Raw genomic sequence first — 16,115 nt, 5'->3', positions numbered from 1 at the left:
GAAATGGCAGACGGCACGAACTTTGAGCAGTACGACCATGCCCAGCTGAAGGACATGGTCCGCTCGACCGACGCGAAGACCGTGGTGGACCGCGGCGTACAACTCCAGGCGGCCGGCCAGGTCCTGAAGGACCTGAGCGCAGCCCTCAAGTCGCACGTCGACAACGTCGGTTGGGAAGGCCCGGCGGCCGAGAGCTTCAAGACCTGGGCCGGAAACCTGCAGAAGTCCGCCACGCTGCTCGGCGACTACTCCACCAAGGCCGGCGACGCGCTCCTGCAGGCAGGCGAGTCCCTCAGCACCGCGCAGGTCGCCGTTCCCGATCCTCCCAACAAGCAGATCAGTCTGCTGGCGGCCGCCAAGAACCAGCTGCAGTACCTGTCACCCGGCGTGGGATCCCAGATCGCCGAGTCGGGCCAGTCCTTCGACGACTTCATGGCGAAGAACAAGGAAGGCTGGATCACCAAGGCCCAGGCCGACGTGGCAGCGGCGAGGATCGAGAGTGACCGCCAGGAAGCCATCCGACAGATGGAGAAGCTGGCGCAGGCCTACTCCGCGGCCACGACGACACTGAACTCGCTGGAAGAACCGACCCTGCCGGGAACGCCGGGGGCCAAGCATCGGGAGGACCTGGTTGGTTACTCCCCCGGCGGTGAGGGATCGACACACCCCGATGGTGCAGTCCACCACCCGAGCGGGAGCGCCGGTGGCCAGCGTTCTGCCTACGCCCCGCCGGGCGGCGGCTACAGCGGCGGCTCGGAAGCGCTTCGCCAACCGCCAGTTGGTCAGCAGAAGCCAGAGGCGTTGGGGCGGATCGATCCGATTTCTTCGAGTCGTGGAGAGGGCGTGCCACCTCCGCAGGAACAGGAGGGGGCAGTAGCTCCGTCGATTCCCGTTGACCGTCCTGGTTTGGGTCTCGATAGCCTGCCAGCCGTCCCAAGCCTGCTGAGCCCGAGTGTGCCGGTCGGTCCGATCGATGGCGGGAATCTGCCACTCGATGGTGTGGGAGGGGCTCCCGGACGCTCGGGCGGGGCTGCGGAGGCCGGAGGTAACCCCGCCTTCCCGATCGGCGGTTCGGTTCCGGCGGGTGGCCACCCAGGAAAGGGTGGATCGGTGCCAGGCAGGAGTGGTGGCTCGACTTCTGGCAGGCCGGCTCCCTTCGGCGGCGGTTCTCTTCCAGGACGGTCAGCTACCCCAGGGCTGCCCACCGGGACAGTCTTCGGAGCTTGTGAGGCGCAGCCGGGGCGAGCAGGGGTATCGGGGATGCCGGGGATGGGTGGCATGCATCCCGGTCCGGTTGGCCCCGGTATGGGTGCCTCGGGCGGGGGCACACGTGGCCGGGGCCTGACCTCGACCGGTGGCGGGATTGTTGGCGGACGGAAGAGCCCTTCCGCTGGTGGCGAGTTCACCCCCGGCGGTACTGGCCTGCGCAGGCAGACTGCGACTGTTGAAGGTGGGGCTCGCTCCGGCCAGAACGGCATGATGCCGGGCGTGCATGGGGGCGGGGCGGGGAGGAACGAGCGGGATCGCCGCCAGAGGCCTGACTACCTGCACGAGGACGAGGAGACCTGGACCAGCGGTACACCGCTTAGCAATCCGAACGTGGTTGAGTAGAACTGACGCGACTGCCCGGCCGGTTGGTCTGTCCCCAAGGGCCGGGCAGACCTGTCCGGGGCACGGCCCTCGGCTGACACGAAGACTGACGAGGAGTTGTGATGCGGCGAACGTGCGGCAGAGTGCGTTGGCGCGGCCTTGCTGGAGCGGTTTTGGCGGTCGGCGTCATGGCCGGTCCGGCTGTGGCTCCAGCAGCTGCCGGGGGTTCCATTCGTGGCGATCAGTGGTATCTGGACGCGATGCACGCTCCGGAGATGTGGAATACGTCGACCGGACAGGGCATCACCGTTGCCGTGATTGATGGCGGGTTCAAGTTCGATCACCCGGACCTAACCGGACAACTTCTGCCGGGTAAGGACTTCAGTGGACTGCCGGGTGGGGTTGGGGACGACTCCGACGGTCACGGTACGGCGATGGCGAGCCTCATTGCCGGGTCTGGCAAGGGAATGGGGGGGAAAGGTGCCTATGGCCTGGCGCCGGGGGCCAAAATCCTTCCCGTGAAGGTCGACGGTGGTGTCCCGGGCCACGCGGTTCCCGCAGCGGTCTTTCTTGATCAGATCGGGCAGGCCGTCGATTTCGCGGTTGATCAGGGGGCCAAGGTCATCAACATCTCGCAGGGGGTCGCTGCGGCTGTGACGTCTCCCGAAAATGCGGCAAAGCTAAATGCCGTACTCGCTCGTGCGGTGGCCAAGGGTTCGTTGGTGATTGCCAGCGTAGGGAACAGTGCAGAGGACGGAAACCTGGTCGAGTACCCGGGAGGTTTGCCGTATGTCGTCGGTGTCGGGTCCGTCGACAGGAATTTGGTGACGGCGGCTGAGTCTCAACAGGGTTGGCAGGTTGATCTCGTGGCGCCTGGCACAGATATCGTCCAGGCGTGTATCGACCCTACTGGCTACTGCAAAGGCCACGGCACGTCGGCTGCGACCGCTTTGGTCTCAGCCTCGGCGGCCCTGGTGTGGGCCGTGCACACCGACTGGACGGCGAATCAGGTTCTGCGGGTCCTCATCAACACGGCTGGTAAGCCGACCGACGGTTCCAGCCGCAACGACAGCGTCGGGTATGGCGCCGTCCGCCCTCGCATCGCCTTGGCCACGCCGGGCGATCCGGGGCCGGCGGATGTGTACCCGATTCCGAGCAAGACGGCTCCGATGCCCTCGGCTTCGCCATCGGCCGCTACCTCTTCTGCCTCGGTGACCTCACCCGCTGCCGTGCCCGCAGCACCGACGAACGTCAGTTCTCCGGCAGCGGCGCCCATCGCAGACAAGGCATCCGATTCGGGTGGCGCGGTGCTGCCGATTGCGATCGCCGTGGTCAGCGGAGTGGTACTGGTGGCGGGTGGGGTGATCTTCGTGGCACGGTGGCGAAATGCGGCCAGCAGGGTTGCAGCCGATGGGTCGCCGGTGAAGCCAACGGACAACCGTACGTGAGGTAATTGGCGGCCGAGTTGGGGCTGAACCGCTTCAGGATGCCGACATCGAGGCGCGCGAGTTCGACCACGACAGCGACCTCACCGCCCGAACGAATGCAGCGGCGGCCTCTCGGTCCGCGGCAGGAGCGAGAGGCCGCCGGGCGACGCGCCGTCGTGCGAATCAGACCACCCCGGGCGCCTGCGCCGGGAAGTGAATCGGGTTCACGCACCCGCTCGTGCTGGCGGCCGTCTTGGCCGTCTTCAGTGCAGTGTTCAGGCGGGCCTGGCGAACCGATGGCAGCTCGGGGTCGACGAGTTCGGAGTCTCCCCAGACCATGACCTCCAGGTACGTGAGATGTGTCAACTTCGCCGCTGGATTATCGCAAAGAAACGCGAGCCGCATTCTGCTGTGTTCCTCCCACAGCCCCTGGATGTCGGGGCCGAGGTCCGACTGCCGCTTCGCCGCCGGGTCCGCGTTCGCTTCGTAGACATCGTGGTAGGTGAGCTTGCCCCACGGGCGGACGGTCACCCCCGAGAGCACGTGGTGATCCTCCTCCACTGTGCAGGTCTGATTCTGTAGGCCCGGCTGGAGCGAGTTTTCGTCCCCACGGTGCTCTCCGTAACGAACGGTGTACGTCCCCCGCGCCGCACCGGCCAGCGAACGCAGGTCATTCTGATCCAATATCGACCAGCAGGCACTTTCGGGCAGGTTCAGCGAGTCGTGCGAGGCCCACCACCACAGCCCGCCGCCCCCGCCGACGACCAGCGCCAGCACCATCGCGAGTACCAATCGGCGTTGCCGGTACCGGACCGCTTTTTGTTCTGCGGGGGCACTTTCGAGGGGATTCTCCGGGGCGTCAGGCATTGATTGCCTTTGTCAGGATGCTTCCGTCGGAGAGACCCTGCTTCGCCCCGTTGGCGGCCGTATTGGCCAAGGCGTTGAGGTACGTCGGGTCGATTCCCTTGCCCTTCGCCGTCTCCCTGATGGCTGCTTCTGCCGCGTCCGACGCGGCGTTCCTCCCGCTGTTGAAGCAGTCCGCGGCGGCGTCGCTCGGATATCTGTCGATGTGGTAGCCCAGCGCTATGTTCTGAAATATCTTGTCGGTGGGAATTGTCAGAAGCTTATCCGCCCCGGGGATTCCCTCTATCGCCTTGCCTGCGGTAGCCGTCCATACCTGCTTGGCCCAGCCGACCTTCTCGTCGACGCTGTTGTTGTAGTCGGTCATTTCCTGCAGCTTCTGCTTGTAGACCTCATCGGTTGCCACAGCGTTGAGGATGCCGGCCACCTCGCCTCCAGGGCGGGCAGCATTCGTGATGGCCTCGCCGAAGAGTTCCCCGTACTTGTCCTTCTGCAGCATGACGTCCTGCAGGTGGGCAGTCGTGTAGGCCTGTTGTGCCTGCGCGATCGTGCCGAAGGCATCCGGGTTCCGGCCGAGCACCCCCAGCAGCTTCTGGGTGGCGCCCTGGTCGAGGCCGGCCGGGTCCCCGTTGGTCGGCATCGAGTGGTTGTTGTGGTCGACTGCGATCTGGACGTCGCCCATGTACGACGCCACCATGTGGCCGAAGCTCGGGTCCATGGTGGTGAATATCCCGTCCTTCTTGAGCAGCCCGGGGCCGTCCGTGTTCCCGAACCGATCGACGACGTCTTTCATCACCGCGCTCATCTCGCGTGAGTGTGTGGGCATCGGACCGTCGGTCGCGTCGTAGGCCCGCCCGGTGGTGGCCGCCTCCAGCGCATGGCCGAGTGCGGTCGCGTCATGTGCCGCTGCCCGGTAGTGCGGAGTGAGGTGGTCCGGCTCGAAGTCCTGGAGGAGGGAGTTGAAGCCCGCGTCGGTCAGTTGTTTCAGGTAGGTGTTCGGCTGACCGGTGGCCTTGACCGTTCCGTCCTCGTTGTAGGTGGTTGCCGGGTCATGGAAGTACGCGGTCGCCGCCTCCGGCTTGTGGCCGAGCGCCTCCAGGGCGCCGGCCATCGGGTTGAGGCCTGAGCCGTCTTTTCCGAGGACCAGTACCTGTTCCAACGGGTTGGCCTTGCTGACGGCGTCCTCCCAACGGCCTGGATTCGCTGCACTGAGCTGGGTGATGTGCTCGACCAGCGGGTTGAGGAAGCGCTGGTCGTACGTGCCGGTCCGGAGGATGTTGGAGAGGATCTGGTAGCCGTACGGGTTGCCGCCTTGGAGCTGGTCCGGGAGCAGTTGGTACTGGCTGGCTCCAGCCTTGCGCAGTCCCGCCTGCCACGCGTCGGACAGATGCGGTTGCTTGGCCCCGTCCGTTGCCGTTGCGAGGGTGAGGCCGAGATTGGCCTGCATATCGGCCAGGGCCCGTTTCGTCGCGTCGTTGCCGTAGTAGCCGCTGTACTCGGCCATCGCGCCGAAGGACTTGAGGAAACCGTCCGGCCCCATGGAGTCGAGGAAGAGGGTGGCGAACCGCGAGCCGCTGGAGTGCGCCTTCAGCAGGGCGTCGAGCTGGGCGATCTGTGCGGGCGTGGCCTTGTCCCCGAGACGCATCAGGTCCACTGCCTGCTTTGCCTCCTGCTCGGAGACGCCGCCCACCGGCTTCTTGTTGAACGCCTTCCGGTCAGTGCCGGTGTCCGCTGCGAGAGCGGCTGCTGCGGCGGCGTCCGCTTCGGCGGCCCGGGACAGTGCTTTGGCTATCGCGTCGGCGGCGTCGGTGGCCTTCTGGCGGTAGGCCCCGGTGTAGTCGGGGTCCTTCTTCTCCTCCGGGGTCGTCGCCGGGGGCCAGTGGACGGTTCCGTCGTTGTCGACCGTCAGCTTCTGGTCGGTTGCCGATCGGATCGCCGCCTCCAGGTCGGCCTTTGCGGCGGTGATCTCGGTGTGGGCATCACGGAGGGTCTGGGCGATGCCGCTGGCCTCCTCGAAGGCCGCGTCGATTTCGTTGCGTATCTTCGTGATGTTCTCAGCCGCGGTCTCGGCCGCGAATCCGCGCCAGCCCGAGCCGTTCAAGGGCGTGATGATGTCGCCGGTCAGCTCGGAGGAGAAGTTCCACTGCCGAAGCATCGCCTCGAACTCGCCGGCCAGGGTGTCAAGGCCGGTCACCTGCGCGTTCCTCAGTTCTTCGAACTTCATGCCGGTGCTTCAGCCCTTTCCGAACGCGCGGGTATTCGCCTGATCCGTTTGCGCATACCGGTCGGCGTTGAGGCGTAAGTTCCCGGCCACGTTTCCGATCGCATCCTCAAGGGTCCTGACCTGGTCCGTCCAGACGCCGGCCGCGCTGGTGATCGCAGCGCGCAGCGCCCAGCTGGTCGGGAGCTGCGCGGAGGCCGCGGAGGCGTGCGTGGTGGGCTGCTTGCACGCCTGCCCGAATTTGGTCTTCAGGGTGTCGCTGTTGGTTGCCGCACGCCTCAGCGCCTCCGGACTGACGGCTACGGTCGGCGCCGATGCTCCGGGCGCGGGGGCGCTCGGTGTGTAGACCGGCGCCGGCGCTCCGGACTCGACGGCGGCCAGGTCGGGAAACTGCTTCCTGGCCGCGTCCGTCAGTTTTCCGGAGCTGTCGAAGAGCCACGGGTTCATTCGGCGCTCGAAGTCCAGATCAACCATCAATCCCCCCTCAGGAGTGGGCTGAACGACCTCCACCGTGCGCGGAGTGTCGCCACTTCGTCGCTGCGAGTCTGCCACGGGGCGCGCGGGATGGGGTCGTGCGCCGGGGTCACTCGGGTGGGGGCTGGGGGTGGGGTGGGTGGGGCGGGCAGGGTTGGGGGCATGGGTGTGCAAGTGCGGCGGGCGGCGGCTGCGGCTCTGATCGGGACCGCGATCGAGTTCTATGACTTCTTCATCTACGGGACGGCGGCGGCGCTCGTCTTCGGGGCGGTGTTCTTCCCGGGGTTGGGGGCGGTGGGGGCGCTGTTGGCGGCGTTCTCGGTGTACGCGGTGGCGTTCCTGGCGCGGCCGTTGGGGGCCGTGGTGTTCGGGCACTTCGGGGACCGGTTGGGGCGGAAGACGACGCTGGTGGTGTCGCTGCTGCTGATGGGGGTGGCCACGGCGGCGGTGGGGGTGTTGCCGGGGTTCGGGGTGTGGGGGTGGTGGGCGCCGGTGGCGCTCGTCGTGTTGCGGGTGTGTCAGGGGGTCGGGCTCGGCGGGGAGTGGGGTGGGGCTGCGCTGTTGTTGGCGGAGCACGCGCCGGCCGGGCGGCGCGGGCGGTACGGGGCGTTCCTGCAGCTGGGGCCGACGGTCGGGTTCGTGCTCGCGAACGGGGTGTTCCTGCTGGTGCAACTCGGCCTGGACGAGCGGGCGTTCAGGGAGTGGGGGTGGCGGGTCCCGTTCGTCGCCTCGCTCGCGCTCGTCGCGGTCGGGCTGTTCATCCGGCTGAAGGTCGAGGAGTCTCCGCTGTTCCGCGGGCAGGAGGCGGGCCGGGCCGGGCTGCCGGTGGCGGAGGTGCTGCGCGGGCACTGGCGCACGGTGCTGGTGGGCTGTGGCGTGATCACCGTGGGGTACGCGCTGTTCTACCTGACCACGACGTACGCGCTGGCGTACGCGGCGACCGGTCTCGGGGTGCCGAGCACCGTGCTGCTGCCGATGTTGCTGGTGGGCGCGGTGGGCATGGGCGCGGCCGGGTGGACGACCGCGGGGCGCAGTGACGGCTGGGGCCGGCGGCGGACGATGCTGTGGGCGACGGTGTTCGCGACGGCCTGGTCGCTCGTCGAGTTCCCGCTGCTGGAGACGGCGCGCCGGCCGCTGATGTTCGTGGCGCTGGCCGGGGCGATGGTGGTGCTGGGTGCCCTGCTGGGGCCGGTCGCGGCGTTCCTGCCGGAGCTGTTCCCGACCCGGGTGCGCTACACGGGCGCGGCGCTGACGTACAACCTGGGCGGCGTGGTCGGCGGGGCGCTGACGCCGCTGGTGGCGACCCGGCTGACGGCGGCGTACGGGACGGCCGAGCTGGTCGGCTGGTACGTGGCGGCGCTGGGCGTGGTGGCGGTGCTGTGCTTGCGGCTGCTGCCGGAGACGTGCGGTGCGGAGCTGGGGTCGGTGGACGGCGAACGCCGCCGGGCGCCCCTGCTGGGGACGGATCCGGCGGCGTAGCCGACAGGCGGTGCGGCAGGTGCGGCGCGGTCAGCCGGCCAGGGCGGCGCGGCCGGCCAGGACGACCGCGGTGTGCTTGGCGACGCGCTCGCCGAGGTGCTCGGCGGTCGCGATGTCGGCCTTGTGGACGGCCTCGGCGCCGGCGTCGGCCGGCGAGGAGGCGGCGGCGCCGCTGAAGAAGCCGAGGCGGTTGAGGTCGTTCTCGCTGGCGGTGGTGGCGTTCCAGCCGGGCTTGAGGCCCAGGTTGACCCAGTTCATGCCGTGCTGGGCGGCGAGGGTCTGGAAGTAGCCGAGGGTGCCGGCCTTGTCGCCGCTCTTGGAGGCGGAGTTGGTGAAGCCGGCCGCGACCTTGTCCTGCCAGACGTCGCCGAACCAGCGCTTGCTGGTGGCCTCGGCGAAGACGTGGAAGGCGCCGGACGCGGTGCCCATGTAGGTGGGGGAGCCGAAGACGATCGCGTCGGCGGCGTCGAGCTGGGCCCACTGCTCGTCGGTGATGGTGTCGACGGCGATCGAGACGACCTCGGCACCGCCGGCGGCGGCACCGCGGGCGACGGCCTCGGCGATGACGGCGGTGTGGCCGTAGCCGGAGTGGAAGGCGATGGCGACGGTGGGGCGGATGGCGGTCATGCGGGCACTCCTGTACGGGCGGCGGTGGCCCGGGGGACGAAGAAGGAAGGGGACGACGGGCCTCGGCCCGCTTGGTCTCCAATATAGACCAAGTCTCCAATGGTTACCAAGGGGGGATTGGAGACCGACGGAGCTACCCTGGGTGTCATGACGACGGAGGAAACGGCCCGCGCCGACATCGGGTGGCACCGGGAGTCCTGGGACTCCCGGGAGCCCCAGGGATCCCAGGAGCACGTGCAGCGGGAGGAGCTGGAGCTCAACGTCTTTGCCCAGCTCTGTCCCAGTCGCGAGATGTTCGCCGAGCTGGCCGACAAGTGGTCGCTGCTGATCCTGATGAGCCTGGCCCTCTGCGGCCCGCAGCGGTTCTCCGAACTCCAGCGCGGGATCGGCGGGGTCAGCCGCAAGATGCTCACCCAGTCGCTGCGCACGCTGGAGCGCGACGGCCTGGTGCGCCGCACGGTCCACCCGGAGACGCCGCCGCGCGTGGTCTACGACCTGCTGCCGCTCGGCCGGGAGCTGGCCGAACTGGTCTCGCCGCTCGGCCGCTGGACGGAGCGCCGCGCCAAGCAGATGCTCGCGGCCCGCGAGGTGTTCGACGCGGCGCACGCCGAGGCGTGAGGGCGACGGAAGGGGGCGGAGGGGGCGGAGGGGGCAGGTCGGAGCCGATTTCCCTTCCGGGCCGACGGCCGTGTAATGTCTTCCTTGTTCGACCGGCCCGGCGGAAACGTCCGGCAAGCCCCTATAGCTCAGTCGGTAGAGCGTCTCCATGGTAAGGAGAAGGTCTGCGGTTCGATTCCGCATGGGGGCTCCACTCGAAGACCCTCGCCTGAAGGCGGGGGTCTTTCGCGTTCCCGGCCCGGCCGGGCCGCCGACACGCGGTGGCCTAGCGAGTCGGGTACGGAATGCGCTGTGATGGTGCGTCATCGGCCGCCCGCCCGTGGGGAGCGGGCGCGAGCCGGACCCCGACCGGGAGGGCGTCATGGGCGTTCGACTCGTGGTGGTCGACGACCACCGGCTGCTGGCCGAGGCACTCGCGACCGCGCTCCAGCTGCGCGGTCACCGGGTGCTCGCGGTCGGCTCGCCGGCGGGCGTGGCCGCCGACCTGGTGGCCGGGCGCAGGCCCGAGGTGTGCCTGCTCGGCGTGGCCGCGCCGGCCGAGCCGGGCGCGTTCGACGGGCTGCGCCGGATCCGCCGGGAGCGGCCCGAGGTGGCCGTCATCGTGCTCGGCCCGGTGGGTGAACTGCGCGGTGTGGCCGGGGCGTTCGCGGCCGGGGCGGCGGGCTACGTGCCGAGCGACGAGCGGATCGAAGTGGTCGAGCGGGCGATCGGGCGGGCCCGGGCGGGCGAGGCGGCGGTGGCCGTGGACGTGCTGCGCGGCGCCTTCGACCAGCTGCTGCGGCCGGCCGCCGAGCCGGACGACGAAGCCGTCCGGCTGCTGCGCCTGCTGACCCGCCGTGAGGTGCAGGTGCTGGCCCGGATCGCGGACGGCGAGGACACCGCGGCGATCGCCGCCGGGATGCGGATCGCCGCGAGCACGGCCCGGACGCACGTCCAGCGGGTGCTGATGAAGCTGGGCGCGCGGACCCGGCTGGAGGCGGCGGCGGTGGCCGCCAGGACCGGCCTGCTGGAGCGGATGGCCTCCGACTGAAGGCGTGCGCCGGAGGGCGATGAAGGGCACCGGAGGGAGCTGCCGCGGGCGGTCGCGGGGGCCGCGGACCCTGGTCCGGAGCACCCCCGGAGGGCAGGGAGAATAGGCGCCAGTCGTTCGCACGTTTCCGATGGCCCCGCCGATCCGGCGGCCATCGCCCGCTGGAGGTCTCATCATGAGTAAGTACCTGGTCACGGGTGGCGCCGGCTACGTCGGCAGTGTGGTGGCCGCTCACCTGCTGGAGGCGGGGCACCAGGTGACCGTCCTGGACGACCTCTCGACGGGTTTCCGCGAGGGCGTTCCGGCCGGTGCCGAGTTCGTCGAGGGCCGGATCCAGGAGGCCGGCAAGGTGCTGGACGGCTCCTTCGACGGCGTGCTGCACTTCGCCGCCTCCTCGCAGGTCGGCGAGTCGGTCGTGGACCCGGAGAAGTACTGGCGCAACAACGTGGCCGGCTCGCTGGAGCTGATCAGCGCGATGCGCGAGGCCGGCGTGCGCAAGCTGGTGTTCTCCTCGACCGCCGCCACCTACGGCGAGCCGGAGGTCGTGCCGATCGCCGAGACCGCCCGCACCGCGCCGACCAACACCTACGGCGCCACCAAGCTCGCCGTCGACCACCTGATCACCAGCGAGGCCGTCGCCCACGGCCTGGCCGCGGTGTCGCTGCGCTACTTCAACGTGGCCGGCGCGTACGGCGCCTACGGCGAGCGGCACGACCCCGAGTCGCACCTGATCCCGCTGGTCTTCCAGGCCGCGCTGGGCCAGCGCCCGCACATCGCGGTGTACGGCGACGACTACCCGACCCCGGACGGCACCTGCATCCGCGACTACATCCACGTCGCCGACCTGGCCGACGCGCACCTGCTGGCGCTGGACGCCGCCAAGCCGGGCGAGCACCTGATCTGCAACCTGGGCAACGGCAGCGGCTTCTCGGTGCGCGAGGTGATCGAGTCGGTCAAGCGCGTCACCGGCCGCGAGATCCCGGTGCAGGTGTCCGGGCGCCGCGCCGGCGACCCGGCGGTGCTGGTGGCCTCCGCCGAGCGTGCCCACGACGCCCTCGGCTGGACGCCGCGCCGTCCGAACCTGGACGACATCGTCGCCGACGCCTGGAAGTTCACGCTGGAGAAGAACGGCCTGTAAGCGGGCCGAGCTCGAAGGAACCGCAGGCGCCGCCCCGGACCTCCCGGGGCGGCGCCTCGGCGTTCTCCTGGACGCCCCCGCGACACCGGTCGGAAAGTGGCGCGGACGGATCGAATCCAGTCACGTGCGCACCTCCTGACGAAACTTCACCAAACCGCCACGAGCGCGTCCCCAGGCCCGTACGCTGAATGCGGTACCGGTTGGGGGTGGCGCGCGTTCGGCCCCGCCGGCCACCGGTGGGCGGGCGGAACGGAGTGCCGCATCCGCGGGCGCCGGGGCCGGTCCCCGCCCCGGGCTCGGGCCGGTCTGAGCAGGGGGGTAGTGACGATGGGGCGGATCCGCGTCCTGGTGGTCGACGACCACCGGATCTTCGCCGAGGCCCTGGCCGCGGCGCTCGCCGCCGAGCCCGACGTCGAGGTGGGCGCGGCGGGCAGCGCGGCCGCCGCCGAGCGCGCCCTGGAGCGCGCCGCCGTCGAGGGGCGGGCCTTCGACGTCGTCCTGATCGACGCCGACCTGGGCTCCGAGGCGGCCGTGCCGCCGGGCCCGCGCAAGCCCGTCCGCGCGGGTCCCGAGCCGCTCGACCCGGCCCGCCGGCGCCCGCCCCCCGTGGTGGCGCCGCCGCGCCGCCCGGCCGTGCCGCCGACGGGTCCGGGTGGACGCTCGGCGGATCCGCTGCGGCCCGATCCCCAGCGCACCGAGCACGTCCGCGCCGAGCACGTGCGCACCGACCAGCTGCGGCCGGTCGCCCCGCCGCCGGACGGGATCACGCTGCTCGGCCGGGTCCGCCGCGGCCACCCGGGGCTGCGCGCGATCGTCCTGGCCACCGCCGACGACCCGCACCGCGCCGCCCGGGCCCTGCACGCGGGCGCCACCGGCTGGGTGGCGAAGGAGAGTTCGCTGGCGCGGCTGCTCGCCGTCGTGCGCGGGGTGCTGCGCGACGAGACGCACCTGCCGCCGGCGCTGCTCACCGGGGTGATCCGGGAGCTCACCACCGCCCGGCGCGACCGCACCGAGAGCGAGCGCCTGGTGGACACGCTCACCCCGCGCGAGAAGCAGATCCTGCGCTGCATGGTCGCGGGCCTGGGCCGGCAGGCGGTCGCCGAGCGGCTCTACCTGTCCCCGCACACCGTCCGCACGCACATGCAGAACGTGCTCGGGAAGCTCGGCGTGCACTCGACCCTGGCCGCCGTCGCGGTCGCCCGCCGGGCGGGGGTCAGTCCCGCGGAGCCCGCCGCGCCGCCGTCCGTCGCCTCCACCAGCTGAGACGAGCCGAACCCGGCCGGAGCCGGCGGCCGCGGCGGCGGGCCGGTCCGCCGGTCAGCCCGGGATGTTGTCGAAGGGGGCGACCAACAGCCGCAGCAGACCGGCGAGTTCGCCCTGCTGGCCGGCGGTGAGCTGGGCGAGGAGTTCGCGCTCGTGGGCGAGCAGTCCGGCGAGGGCCTGGTCGGCGCGGTCGCGGCCGTCGTCGGTCAGGCGGACCAGGACGCCGCGGCGGTCGTCGGGGTCGGGCAGGCGCTTGACCAGGTTCTTGCCGGTGAGCCGGTCGATCCGGTTGGTCATGGTGCCGGACGTGACGAGGGTCTGGGTGAGCAGCTGCCCGGGCGAGAGCTGGTAGGGGGAGCCGGCGCGCCGCAGGGCCGTCAGGACGTCGAACTCCCAGGGCTCCAGGCCGTGCTCGGCGAAGGCGGTGCGGCGCGCGCGGTCCAGGTGCCGGGCGAGCCGGCTGACCCGGCTGAGCACCTCAAGCGGCTCCACGTCGAGGTCGGGGCGCTCCCGGCGCCATGCTGCGACCAGCCTGTCGACCTCGTCCTCCATGACGATCAGTGTATCGGTGGATGTGTCGATGTGAAGTCTCTTGACATCGAGAAATGTGCCAGCGAGGCTAAAAGCAGATATCTTGATGTCGAGATACTTTCGAGGTGTGCCATGCCCGCTCCTGCCTGGGACCCGGCCCAGTACCTGCGCTTCGCCGACGAACGGACGCGCCCGCTGCGCGATCTGCTCGCCCGCGTCCCCGCCCTGCCGCACGAGCCCGCCGCGACGATCCTGGACATCGGCTGCGGGCCCGGCAACTCCACCGCCGTCGTGCGCGAGCGCTGGCCGCAGGCCAGGATCACCGGCGTCGACAACTCCGCCCCGATGTTGGAGACCGCCCGTACGCAGGGCGAGCCGAGCGCCGCGTACGTCCTCGCCGACGCCGCGGAGTACGACCCGGCCCCGGCCGGGCCCGACCTGATCGTCTCCAACGCGGCCCTGCAATGGATCAACGCGGAGGAGCGCCGGCCCCGACGGGGACCCTCCGCGCCGAAGGCGGGCGAGGAGGGACGGTTGGACGGCCACCTGGCGCTCCTGCCGCGCTGGGCGGAGGCGCTCAGGCCCGGCGGCGTCATCGCCTTCCAGGTGCCGGGCAACTTCGACGCGCCCAGCCACACGCTGCTCGCCGGGCTGCGCCGCAGTCCGCGCTGGGCCGACGTCCTCGGCGACGACGCCACCCGCGCCGGCGTCCACGAGCCCGGGCGGTACCTCGACGTGCTCGCCGGGGCCGGCTGCGCCGCCGACGTCTGGGAGACCACCTACAGCACGCTGCTGACCGGCCCGGATCCCGTTCTGGAATGGACGAAGGGCACCGCCCTGCGGCCCGTGCTCGCCCGGCTCGCCGACCCGGAGCGGCGGGCCGCCTTCCTCGCCGAGTACGGGGCGCTCCTGCGCGAGGCCTACCCGGCCGGGCCGCACGGCACGGTCTTCCCGTTCCGGCGGATCTTCGCGGTCGCGACGAGGCGGTAGGCGGGCGGGGCGCGGAACCCGGCCGGCGACCCGCCGGTCAGAGCTTGCGATCGCCGACCAGGTTCGGGTGCCGTTCCAGGCCCTCCAGCCCGTGCCAGGCCAGGTTCACCAGGTGCGCCGCGACCTGCGCCTTGTCCGGCTTGCGGACCTCCAGCCACCACTGCCCGGTCAGCGCGACCATCCCGACCAGCATCTGCGAGTACATCGGGGCCAGCCGCGGGTCGAACCCGCGGGACTTGAATTCCAGCCCGAGGATGTCCTCCACCTGCGTCGCGATGTCGCTGATCAGCGAGGCGAAGGTGCCCGTCGACTGGGCCACCGGCGAGTCCCGGACGAGGATCCGGAAGCCGTCCGTCGAGGTGTCGATGTAGTCCATCAGCGCGAACGCGGCCTGCTCCAGGAGCTCGCGCGAGTGCCCGCCGGTCAGCGCCCCGGTGACCATGTCCAGCAGGAGCTGCATCTCGCGGTCCACCACCACCGCGTACAGCCCCTCCTTGCCGCCGAAGTGCTCGTACACCACCGGCTTCGAGACCCCGGCCCGCTCGGCGATCTCCTCCACCGACGTGCCGTCGTAGCCGCGCTCCGCGAAGACCGTCCGGCCGATCTCCAGCAGCTGCTCGCGCCGCTGCTTGCCGGTCATCCGCACCCGCCCGCCGCGGCGGCGGGGCCCCGCCGCGGCCGCACCCCGGGGCGCGGCCCCGTCCGCCGGGGCAGCGGCACGCGGACGGGCCTGCGCCGCTCCGGGCGCCGCGTCCGTCCGCGTGCCGTCGTGACCGCCTGTGCTGTCTGCGCTGCTCCCGTTCACCCCTACATCATGCTGGAAGCGCGCCCTCATGCGGCGCGGCGGGCGGCGATCCGCTGTGCGTCCGGCCAGCGGACGTCCCGGACCCAGCCGGCCAGCTCGAACCAGCGGATCAGCCGGGCCGAGGAGTCGATCTGTCCGCGCAGGACGCCGTGCCGGGCGGAGGTCGGGTCGGCGTGGTGCAGGTTGTGCCAGGACTCGCCGCAGGAGAGCACGGCCAGCCACCAGACGTTGCCCGAGCGGTCCCGGGAGCGGAACGGGCGGCGGCCGACGGCGTGGCAGATCGAGTTGATCGACCAGGTCACGTGGTGCAGCAGGGCGACCCGGACCAGCGAGCCCCAGAAGAACGCGGACAGCGCGCCCTGCCAGGACAGCGTCACCAGCGCGCCGACCAGCGCGGGCAGCAGCAGGGAGATCGACGTCCAGAGCCAGAACAGCCGGGAGATCCGCCGCAGCGCGGGGTCGTTGACGAGGTCCGGCGCGTACTTGAGCTGCGGGGTCTGCTCCTCGTCGAACATCCAGCCCATGTGCGCCCACCACAGGCCCTTCAGAAGCGCGGGCAGGCTCTCCCCGTAGCGCCACGGCGAGTGCGGGTCGCCATCCTTGTCGCTGAAGCGGTGGTGCTTGCGGTGGTCGGCCACCCAGCGCACCAGCGGGCCCTCGACGGCGAGGCTGCCGACGACGGCGAGGGCGAGGCGCATCCGGCGGCCGGCCTTGAAGGCGCCGTGGGTGAAGTAGCGGTGGTAGCCGACGGTGATGCCGTGGCAGGTGAGGAAGTACATGGCGACGGTGACCACCACGTCCGTCCAGCCCAGGCCGCGGCCCCAGGCGATCGGGACGGCCGCCAGCAGGGCCGTGAACGGCACGACGATGAAGAGGGCGAGCGCGAGGCGCTCGGCGAAGCCCTGGCGCTCCCCGCCACGGGTGGCGGACAGCATCGCGGGGGACGGTTCGGAGGAGTCGCTGGGCGGCGCGGTGGAACCGGCGCGCGCCTCACCGGCCTGGATGGTCATGTTCTCGTCCCTCGACGGGGGCCCTCTGCGGGCGGGGGTGGGAAGGCTACG

Annotated in this window: 15 protein-coding genes and 1 tRNA gene; 9 read left to right on the top strand and 7 right to left on the bottom strand. The window is 70.9% G+C overall.

Going from position 1 to position 16,115, the window contains the following annotated elements; translation table 11 throughout:
• The first annotated feature begins 3 nt into the window (after nucleotides 1-3).
• Both ACFVU9_RS21240 and mycP read left to right on the top strand, forming a co-directional pair.
• Nucleotides 4-1,611 carry a WXG100 family type VII secretion target gene (locus tag ACFVU9_RS21240; RefSeq protein WP_387595370.1) on the top strand — a complete coding sequence of 536 codons (1,608 nt, stop codon included), beginning with the start codon at nucleotides 4-6 and terminating at the stop codon, nucleotides 1,609-1,611.
• A 101-nt stretch (nucleotides 1,612-1,712) separates the two neighbouring features.
• Nucleotides 1,713-3,038: a type VII secretion-associated serine protease mycosin gene (gene mycP / locus ACFVU9_RS21235; RefSeq protein WP_387595367.1), complete on the top strand. Its 1,326-nt coding sequence runs from the start codon at nucleotides 1,713-1,715 to the stop codon at nucleotides 3,036-3,038.
• Nucleotides 3,039-3,200: 162 nt separating this feature from the next.
• On the opposite strand, the gene ACFVU9_RS21230 is transcribed toward mycP, so the two are convergent.
• From ACFVU9_RS21230 to ACFVU9_RS21220, 3 genes are read right to left on the bottom strand one after another with little or no spacing between them, the layout of a single operon-like run.
• The gene (locus ACFVU9_RS21230; protein ID WP_387595364.1) at nucleotides 3,201-3,884 is read right to left on the bottom strand and encodes a hypothetical protein; all 684 of its coding nucleotides are present in this window, start codon (nucleotides 3,882-3,884) and stop codon (nucleotides 3,201-3,203) included.
• Nucleotides 3,877-6,102 (bottom strand): hypothetical protein, encoded by a 2,226-nt coding sequence (locus ACFVU9_RS21225; RefSeq protein WP_380444272.1) that lies wholly within the window; start codon nucleotides 6,100-6,102, stop codon nucleotides 3,877-3,879. The genes ACFVU9_RS21230 and ACFVU9_RS21225 overlap by 8 nt, the downstream gene beginning before the upstream one ends.
• Nucleotides 6,103-6,111: 9 nt before the next feature.
• Nucleotides 6,112-6,573 carry a WXG100 family type VII secretion target gene (locus tag ACFVU9_RS21220; protein WP_387595360.1) on the bottom strand — a complete coding sequence of 154 codons (462 nt, stop codon included), beginning with the start codon at nucleotides 6,571-6,573 and terminating at the stop codon, nucleotides 6,112-6,114.
• 162 nt (nucleotides 6,574-6,735) lie between these two features.
• On the opposite strand from ACFVU9_RS21220, the gene ACFVU9_RS21215 reads away from it, so the two are divergent.
• On the top strand, nucleotides 6,736-8,052 hold the full coding sequence (locus tag ACFVU9_RS21215) for an MFS transporter (RefSeq protein WP_380444276.1): 1,317 nt from the start codon (nucleotides 6,736-6,738) through the stop codon (nucleotides 8,050-8,052).
• Nucleotides 8,053-8,082: 30 nt separating this feature from the next.
• Here ACFVU9_RS21215 and ACFVU9_RS21210 read toward each other — a convergent pair whose 3' ends face one another.
• Nucleotides 8,083-8,679, bottom strand: coding sequence for a flavodoxin family protein (locus tag ACFVU9_RS21210; RefSeq protein WP_359968111.1), 597 nt, complete (start codon nucleotides 8,677-8,679; stop codon nucleotides 8,083-8,085).
• A 147-nt stretch (nucleotides 8,680-8,826) separates the two neighbouring features.
• On the opposite strand from ACFVU9_RS21210, the gene ACFVU9_RS21205 reads away from it, so the two are divergent.
• The 5 genes from ACFVU9_RS21205 to ACFVU9_RS21185 all read left to right on the top strand — a co-directional run bounded on the left by ACFVU9_RS21205 (nucleotide 8,827) and on the right by ACFVU9_RS21185 (nucleotide 12,728).
• On the top strand, nucleotides 8,827-9,297 hold the full coding sequence (locus ACFVU9_RS21205) for a winged helix-turn-helix transcriptional regulator (protein ID WP_387595356.1): 471 nt from the start codon (nucleotides 8,827-8,829) through the stop codon (nucleotides 9,295-9,297).
• Nucleotides 9,298-9,414: 117 nt separating this feature from the next.
• Nucleotides 9,415-9,490, top strand: a tRNA-Thr gene (locus tag ACFVU9_RS21200).
• 168 nt (nucleotides 9,491-9,658) lie between these two features.
• Nucleotides 9,659-10,327, top strand: a complete 669-nt coding sequence (locus ACFVU9_RS21195) for a LuxR C-terminal-related transcriptional regulator (protein ID WP_380444282.1) — start codon at nucleotides 9,659-9,661, stop codon at nucleotides 10,325-10,327.
• Between the two features lie 175 nt (nucleotides 10,328-10,502).
• On the top strand, nucleotides 10,503-11,465 hold the full coding sequence (galE, locus tag ACFVU9_RS21190; RefSeq protein WP_380444284.1) for a UDP-glucose 4-epimerase GalE: 963 nt from the start codon (nucleotides 10,503-10,505) through the stop codon (nucleotides 11,463-11,465).
• 327 nt (nucleotides 11,466-11,792) lie between these two features.
• Nucleotides 11,793-12,728, top strand: coding sequence for a LuxR C-terminal-related transcriptional regulator (locus tag ACFVU9_RS21185; RefSeq protein ID WP_380444286.1), 936 nt, complete (start codon nucleotides 11,793-11,795; stop codon nucleotides 12,726-12,728).
• Nucleotides 12,729-12,782: 54 nt separating this feature from the next.
• On the opposite strand, the gene ACFVU9_RS21180 is transcribed toward ACFVU9_RS21185, so the two are convergent.
• Nucleotides 12,783-13,280 (bottom strand): MarR family winged helix-turn-helix transcriptional regulator, encoded by a 498-nt coding sequence (locus ACFVU9_RS21180; RefSeq protein ID WP_380444288.1) that lies wholly within the window; start codon nucleotides 13,278-13,280, stop codon nucleotides 12,783-12,785.
• 111 nt (nucleotides 13,281-13,391) lie between these two features.
• Between ACFVU9_RS21180 and ACFVU9_RS21175 the strand changes: the two genes are divergently transcribed.
• On the top strand, nucleotides 13,392-14,249 hold the full coding sequence (locus ACFVU9_RS21175) for a methyltransferase domain-containing protein (protein WP_380444290.1): 858 nt from the start codon (nucleotides 13,392-13,394) through the stop codon (nucleotides 14,247-14,249).
• A gap of 37 nt (nucleotides 14,250-14,286) precedes the next feature.
• On the opposite strand, the gene ACFVU9_RS21170 is transcribed toward ACFVU9_RS21175, so the two are convergent.
• Both ACFVU9_RS21170 and ACFVU9_RS21165 read right to left on the bottom strand, forming a co-directional pair.
• Nucleotides 14,287-14,889 carry a TetR family transcriptional regulator gene (locus tag ACFVU9_RS21170; protein ID WP_380444292.1) on the bottom strand — a complete coding sequence of 201 codons (603 nt, stop codon included), beginning with the start codon at nucleotides 14,887-14,889 and terminating at the stop codon, nucleotides 14,287-14,289.
• A 191-nt stretch (nucleotides 14,890-15,080) separates the two neighbouring features.
• On the bottom strand, nucleotides 15,081-16,064 hold the full coding sequence (locus ACFVU9_RS21165) for an acyl-CoA desaturase (protein ID WP_387595350.1): 984 nt from the start codon (nucleotides 16,062-16,064) through the stop codon (nucleotides 15,081-15,083).
• Nucleotides 16,065-16,115 lie beyond the last annotated feature (51 nt).

It is taken from the genome of Kitasatospora sp. NPDC057936 (assembly GCF_042887525.1).
GTDB lineage: Bacteria > Actinomycetota > Actinomycetes > Streptomycetales > Streptomycetaceae > Kitasatospora.
The sequence above is the reverse complement of the archived record's forward strand: the minus strand, read 5'-3'. Positions and strand labels throughout refer to the sequence as shown.